Origin of the sequence: Ferrovibrio sp., assembly GCF_017994015.1 — a bacterium.
Taxonomy (GTDB): Bacteria; Pseudomonadota; Alphaproteobacteria; order Ferrovibrionales; family Ferrovibrionaceae; genus Ferrovibrio.
The window spans coordinates 1-5,706 of the sequence record NZ_JAGOLP010000105.1 but is presented as its reverse complement, the minus strand read 5'-3'; the positions used below and the strand labels follow the sequence as shown (position 1 = coordinate 5,706).

At 62.2% G+C, this 5,706-nt stretch carries 6 protein-coding genes and 1 pseudogene; 6 read left to right on the top strand and 1 reads right to left on the bottom strand.

What is annotated here, in order from left to right; all coding sequences use genetic code 11:
• The 6 genes from KBB36_RS20605 to KBB36_RS20580 all read left to right on the top strand — a co-directional run.
• A partial coding sequence (locus KBB36_RS20605; RefSeq protein ID WP_290985688.1) for a VWA domain-containing protein occupies positions 1–734 on the top strand: 734 nt, incomplete at its 5' end.
• Positions 731–1,069, top strand: coding sequence for an XdhC family protein (locus KBB36_RS20600; RefSeq protein WP_290985686.1), 339 nt, complete (start codon positions 731–733; stop codon positions 1,067–1,069). The genes KBB36_RS20605 and KBB36_RS20600, both read left to right, overlap by 4 nt.
• The gene (locus KBB36_RS20595) at positions 1,066–1,782 is read left to right on the top strand and encodes an XdhC family protein (RefSeq protein ID WP_290985683.1); all 717 of its coding nucleotides are present in this window, start codon (positions 1,066–1,068) and stop codon (positions 1,780–1,782) included. Before KBB36_RS20600 ends, KBB36_RS20595 begins: the two co-directional genes overlap by 4 nt.
• A gap of 19 nt (positions 1,783–1,801) precedes the next feature.
• The gene (locus tag KBB36_RS20590) at positions 1,802–3,430 is read left to right on the top strand and encodes a molybdopterin-binding/glycosyltransferase family 2 protein (protein WP_290985681.1); all 1,629 of its coding nucleotides are present in this window, start codon (positions 1,802–1,804) and stop codon (positions 3,428–3,430) included.
• Positions 3,431–3,618: 188 nt separating this feature from the next.
• On the top strand, positions 3,619–4,866 hold the full coding sequence (locus tag KBB36_RS20585) for a hypothetical protein (protein ID WP_290985678.1): 1,248 nt from the start codon (positions 3,619–3,621) through the stop codon (positions 4,864–4,866).
• Between the two features lie 68 nt (positions 4,867–4,934).
• Positions 4,935–5,357, top strand: coding sequence for a hypothetical protein (locus tag KBB36_RS20580; RefSeq protein ID WP_290985675.1), 423 nt, complete (start codon positions 4,935–4,937; stop codon positions 5,355–5,357).
• Between the two features lie 3 nt (positions 5,358–5,360).
• Here KBB36_RS20580 and KBB36_RS20575 read toward each other — a convergent pair.
• Positions 5,361–5,706: pseudogene (locus tag KBB36_RS20575) on the bottom strand (hypothetical protein); the annotation flags it as partial.

Sequence of the window (5,706 nt, the reverse complement as noted above, 5' to 3'; positions counted from 1 at the left end):
GCCTGGCGCGCATCGCCTGGCCCTTCCCGCCGCGCCGCATGCGCCGCTTCGAGATTGACCCACTCGGCAGCCGCATCGACCTGCGCAACACTCTGCGGCGTTCGCTGCGCCTGGGCGGCGGCGCCATCCCGCTGGTGCGCAAAAGCCAGGTGGAGCGCGACCCGCCGCTGGTGATCCTGTGCGACATCTCCGGCTCAATGAGCCAGTATAGCCGCATGTTCCTGCATTTTATGCACAGCCTGAGCAATGATCGGCGCCGCGTGCATAGTTTCCTGTTTGGCACCCGGCTATCGAATATCTCGCGCCTGCTGCGGCAGAAGGATGTGGACAAGGCCCTGGCCGATATCGGCGAGCGCGTGCCGGATTGGTCGGGCGGCACCCGCATGGCCACCACTTTGGCTGAATTCAATCGCTTCTGGTCGCGCCGTGTGCTCGGCCAGGGTGCCGTAGTGCTGCTGCTCACCGATGGCCTGGACCGAGAGGCCGGTGCCGGCCTGGCGGTGGAGATGGAGCGGCTGCATAAATCCTGCAAGCGGCTGATCTGGCTCAACCCATTGCTGCGCTGGGATGGCTTTGAGCCGAAGGCGCAGGGCATCCGCGCCATCCTGCCGCATGTTGACGATTTCCGCCCCGTGCACAATCTAGACTCGATAGCCGAACTGGCCGAGGCACTAAGCCGCACCAGTGATGCCGGCAACCGCTTGAAGCAGAATCTGAAGAGGATGACGCCATGACAGAGCTGCAAGCAGCCACACAAGAAGATTTGCTGGCCGAAGCCCTGGCCTGGAAAGCCGGCGGCAAGGGCGTTGCCATTGCCACCGTGGTCACCACCTGGGGCTCGGCGCCGCGCCCGGTCGGCAGCCAGTTGGTGATCGACGACGAAGGCCGTTTCCTAGGCTCGGTTTCCGGCGGCTGCATCGAGGGCGCTGTGGTGACGGAAGGGCTGGACACGATCCAGGATGGCAAGCCGCGCCTGCTCAGCTTTGGCGTTTCCGATACCCAGGCCTGGGAAGTTGGCCTTGCCTGCGGCGGCAAGATCGAGGTTTTTGTTGAGCGGTTAGAAGCATGAAGCGCGAAATCCTGGAGCAATTGCAGGCCGACCGCGCCGCCAAGATTCCGGTTGTGCTGGCCACCTTCCTGAAAAGCGGCGAGCAGCGCCTGCTCTATATCTATGGCAAGAAGGGCCTGAAGGATATTGATCCGCGTATCGGCGAGGCCGCCCGCGCCGCTTTGCTGGAAGACAAGCCGCGCACCATCGAGACCGAACAGGGGCCGCTATTTCTCAACGTGTTCAATCCGCCGCTGCGGCTGGTGTTGGTGGGTGCGGTGCATATCGCCCAGGCGCTGGTGCCGATGGCACAGTTTGCCGGTTATGAAGTGGCGGTGATCGATCCGCGCAGCGCCTTTGGCAGCGAACAGCGTTTTCCTGGCGTATGGCTTTCCAACGACTGGCCCGACGAGGCGATGGCGTTGCTGAAGCCCGATCTGCGCACTGCCGTGGTGACGTTGACCCACGATCCCAAGATCGACGACCCGGCCTTGCACGCGGCGCTGAAATCCGATGCCTTCTATATCGGCGCGCTGGGCAGCAAAAAGACCCATGCCGCGCGGCTGGAGCGGCTGCTGGCCGCCGGCTTCGGCCCGGACGACATGGCGCGTATCCATGGCCCGGTCGGCCTGGCGATTGGCGCCAAGTCGCCAGCCGAAATCTCGATCTCGATCCTGGCGCAGATCACCCAGGCATTGCGCCAGCCGCCCCAGGCCGCCAGTCAGGCCGCCTGAAGCATAAGGACAAGCGGCAATGTATTTTGGCCCGATCCCGGCGCGTGAAGCGACCGGCTGCATTCTTGGCCATAGCCTCAGTGTTGCCGGCCAGCGTTTCCGCAAGGGCCGGCTGCTGAGCCAGGAAGATGCCGAGGCACTTGCTGCTGCCGGCCACGACCCGGTTTATGCCGCCAGGCTGGGGCCAGACGACATCGCGGAGGATCAGGCCGCCAACCGCATTGCCGAGGCTGCGGCTGGCCCGGCAACCCGCGCCGCCACCGCCTTTACCGGCCGCGCCAATATCTATGCAGAAACCGCCGGCCTGGCTTTGGTGGATACGGCGCAGGTTGACCAGCTAAACCTGCTGGATGAAGCCGTCACCATCGCCACCGTGGCGCCCTATGAACTGGTGGAGCCGGGCCAGATGCTGGCCACGGTGAAGATCATTCCGTTTGCCGCCCCTAGCCATGCCGTGCAGCAGGCCATCGCCCGGGCCAGCGCACCGCAGCCTTTGGTGCGGCTGGCGCCGCTGCAAGCCTGCCGCGCCGGGCTGGTGATGACCCGCGTGGCCGATACCAAACAATCTGTGCTGGACAAGACCGAAACAGCAGTGCGCGAGAGGCTGGAACGACTGGGCAGTTCCCTGGTGGCCAGCCGCATATGCAGCCACGATACCGCTGCCATCGCCGCCGCTATTGCTGAATTGCAGGCGCTGGATTGTGCGCCGATCCTGGTTTTTGGCGCTACTGCCATTGTCGATCGCGCCGATGTGGTGCCGGCCGGCATCGTGGCCGCCGGCGGCGTGGTGGAACATTTTGGCATGCCGGTGGATCCCGGCAATCTGCTGCTGACCGGCCGGCTGGGCGACCGCCCGGTGATCGGCGTGCCGGGCTGCGCGCGCTCGCCCAAGCTGAACGGCTTTGACTGGGTGCTGCAACGGCTTTGTGCCGGGCTGACGGTGAGCCGCGCCGATATCATGCGCATGGGTTCGGGCGGCCTGCTCAAGGAAATCCCGACCCGGCCGATGCCGCGCTCCGGCCTGGTGGAAAAACCGACCGCCCCGGCACCGCGCCGCCCGCGCGTGGCGGCGCTGATCCTGGCCGGCGGCCTGTCCAGCCGCATGCAGGGCGGCAACAAGCTGCTGGCCGAGCTGGATGGCAAACCGATCCTGCGCCATGTGGTGGAGCATGTGCTGGCCTCGCCGGCCGATCCGGTGCTGGTGGTGACCGGCCATCGCGCCGAAGAGGTGCGTGCAGCGGCCGGCCCAGGCCGGCAGGATTTTGTATACAACCCGGATTTTGCTGCCGGACTTTCGACCTCCCTGGTGGCCGGCATTAACGCTTTGCCGCCCGATCTGGATGGTGTGCTGGTTTGCCTGGGCGACATGCCGGATGTTTCGCCCCTGGTGCTCGACAAGCTGATTTCCGCCTTCAATCCGGTGGAAGGCCGCGCCATCTGCCTGCCGGTGGTGGGCAGCAAACGCGGCAACCCGGTACTGTGGGGATCGCAATTCTTCAATCAACTCAAGGTTTTGCGCGGGGATAGTGGCGCCCGCAAGCTGCTCGCCGAACTGGCCGACTGGGTTTGCGAGGTGGGTTGCGACGAGCAAGGCGTGCTGAACGACATCGACACCGCCGAGGCACTGGCGGCCCGCCGGCAGCAGTAACATTGGCGTGACCCGGGCCATATTACGGGAAATTAAGGTTTTATTATCCTCGTACCGGTTATTAACCACTGATCCGGCTTTTGCGCCGGGTCATAATTTGTCATAGTGCCGCCAACAGGGGTGTCTGTATGGCAGGCGGCGCGAAAAAGTAGCGCCCGGCTCAGCGGGAGAAAGCGACCGAGTGGATGATGAGCGAGGTCAATAACACAACGCCGGCTTCCGATGACGAAAAGATGTTCACGGATTTCGACCGGATTGTGCGCGGCAAGATTTTCGGCGGCCGCATCTGCGCTATCATGCAGTTTGTCAACCCGAAGAACTTTGAGCGCAACCGCGAAAGCTACAACATCGTTGTGCATGCGATCCGCTCGCTGATGTCAAAATACGAGGGTAACTACTATACCCTCCACGACTATTCCATCGTGCTGTTCGCCCGCCTCTCCGAGCGCTTCTTTGAGCAGAGCTTCGAGAAGATGGTGCTTGAGATCGACGATGTGCTGACCCGCAACAATGTCGCCATCGGCCTCACGCCTGAGGAAGCCGAGAATGCCGTGCGCTGGTATCGCTTCGACCATAACCTGGATGAACTCCAGGAATGGATGGATGCGATGGGCCAGCGTTTCCGCGTCTATTCCGAGCGCCGCAAACGCCTGCTGGCCAAGGCCGGCACCGGCTCCGGCGCCACCGATGGCGTGCCGATCACACCCGGCGCCTTGCAGCAGATTGAGGACATCCTCAAAAAAGCCGATGTCACCACCTTCATGCGGCGCCAGCCGATTGCCGTTGTGTTCGGCAATCAGCCGCCGAAGGCGATTTTCCAGGAAATCTTTGTCGGCGTGAATGAATTGCGCCAGGCAATTGCGCCAAACGTCAATCTGCGCGGCTCGCGCGCGCTGTTCCAGTATCTCACCCGCACGCTGGATAGCCGTGTGTTCCGCTCATTGCTGGATGGTTTTGTCACCCGCAACAGTGGTCCATTCAGCATCAATCTGAATGTTTCCACCGTGCTCAGCGACCAGTTCCGCGATTTTGACAGCCGCATCGGCAATATTGTCAAAAAAGAACAGATCATCATCGAATTGCAGCGCTGGGACGTGTTCTGGGATTATGCCGAATATCTGCTGGCCTGCGAATTCCTGCAAAATAACGGCTACCGCATCCTGATCGACGGCATCACGCCAGACCTGCTCGGCCTGTTTGGCCGCAAGGAGCTGCGCGCCGACTTCATCAAGCTGTTTTATTTCAAGGACCACCATGACGATTGGGTGGCCAAGGATATCCAGCAGAAGATCGCCGATGCCGATCCGAACCGTGTCATCATGGCGCGCTGCGAGACCGAGGAAGCCCTGCGCGCCGGCCAAGCCGCCGGCATCCGCCTGTTCCAGGGCTGGCATGTTGACAACCTGATCCGCGCCGCCCGCGAAGTCATCACCTGATACGCTTGCTTGTAGCGCCCCTTATCGTGCTACACTCTGCGCGTCACAGTAGAATAAGGTGATAGACCATGTGGAACCGCACTGCGTCGAAATCTGCCCTGCCGGAAGGCGATCACAAGGACCGCCATGGCGGCGCCCCCCGCCCTGTATCGGCCAAGGATAGCGAGCGGATCGAGAAGATCCTGGCGAGCATCGCCATCGACACCTCGCAGACTTTCAACGCCATGCTCGACTCGCTGATGGGCGAGCGGCCGGTGACACATCACGAAAGTAATCAGACGCGCGAATATATCGTGCAGGTGTTTGATGAAATCCGCCTCGATTCCAACCGCGAGGCGATCATGCTGGCGCGCAAGTTTGCTGATCTCTGCATGCGCGCCGCCGATCAGCTCAACGATAACCACCAGCGCACCGTGGCGCGCTGCGTCAGCGAATTATTTGAACAATTCGCCGCCAAGCTCGATCACCGCGAACCGGCCAACTCGAACTGATTTTCAGGCGGTCTTGACGCGAGACAGTTCGCGCAGGAATTCGCCCACCACCGCGCCCGGTTCCTCGCCTACGGTTTCCACAAACAGCGCCAGGTCGTCGCCTTGCAGGTCGCGCAGGGGCCGTATCAGACTGTCGAAAAACAGCACGAATTCGCGATTGCCGAAAGGCAGCGCTTCGCCGTCGAAATTCTTTTCCACAAACACGTTGCTCGACAGCGCCACGGAAGTGGGATCATGCTGCATCACCTTGAGCACCCAGTCGCGTCGCGATTCAAAAATCCGGAAGGCGCGCACCACGCGCACCATCACGGTATAGTAGATCACCTTCATGCGCGGATCAGCATAGAAC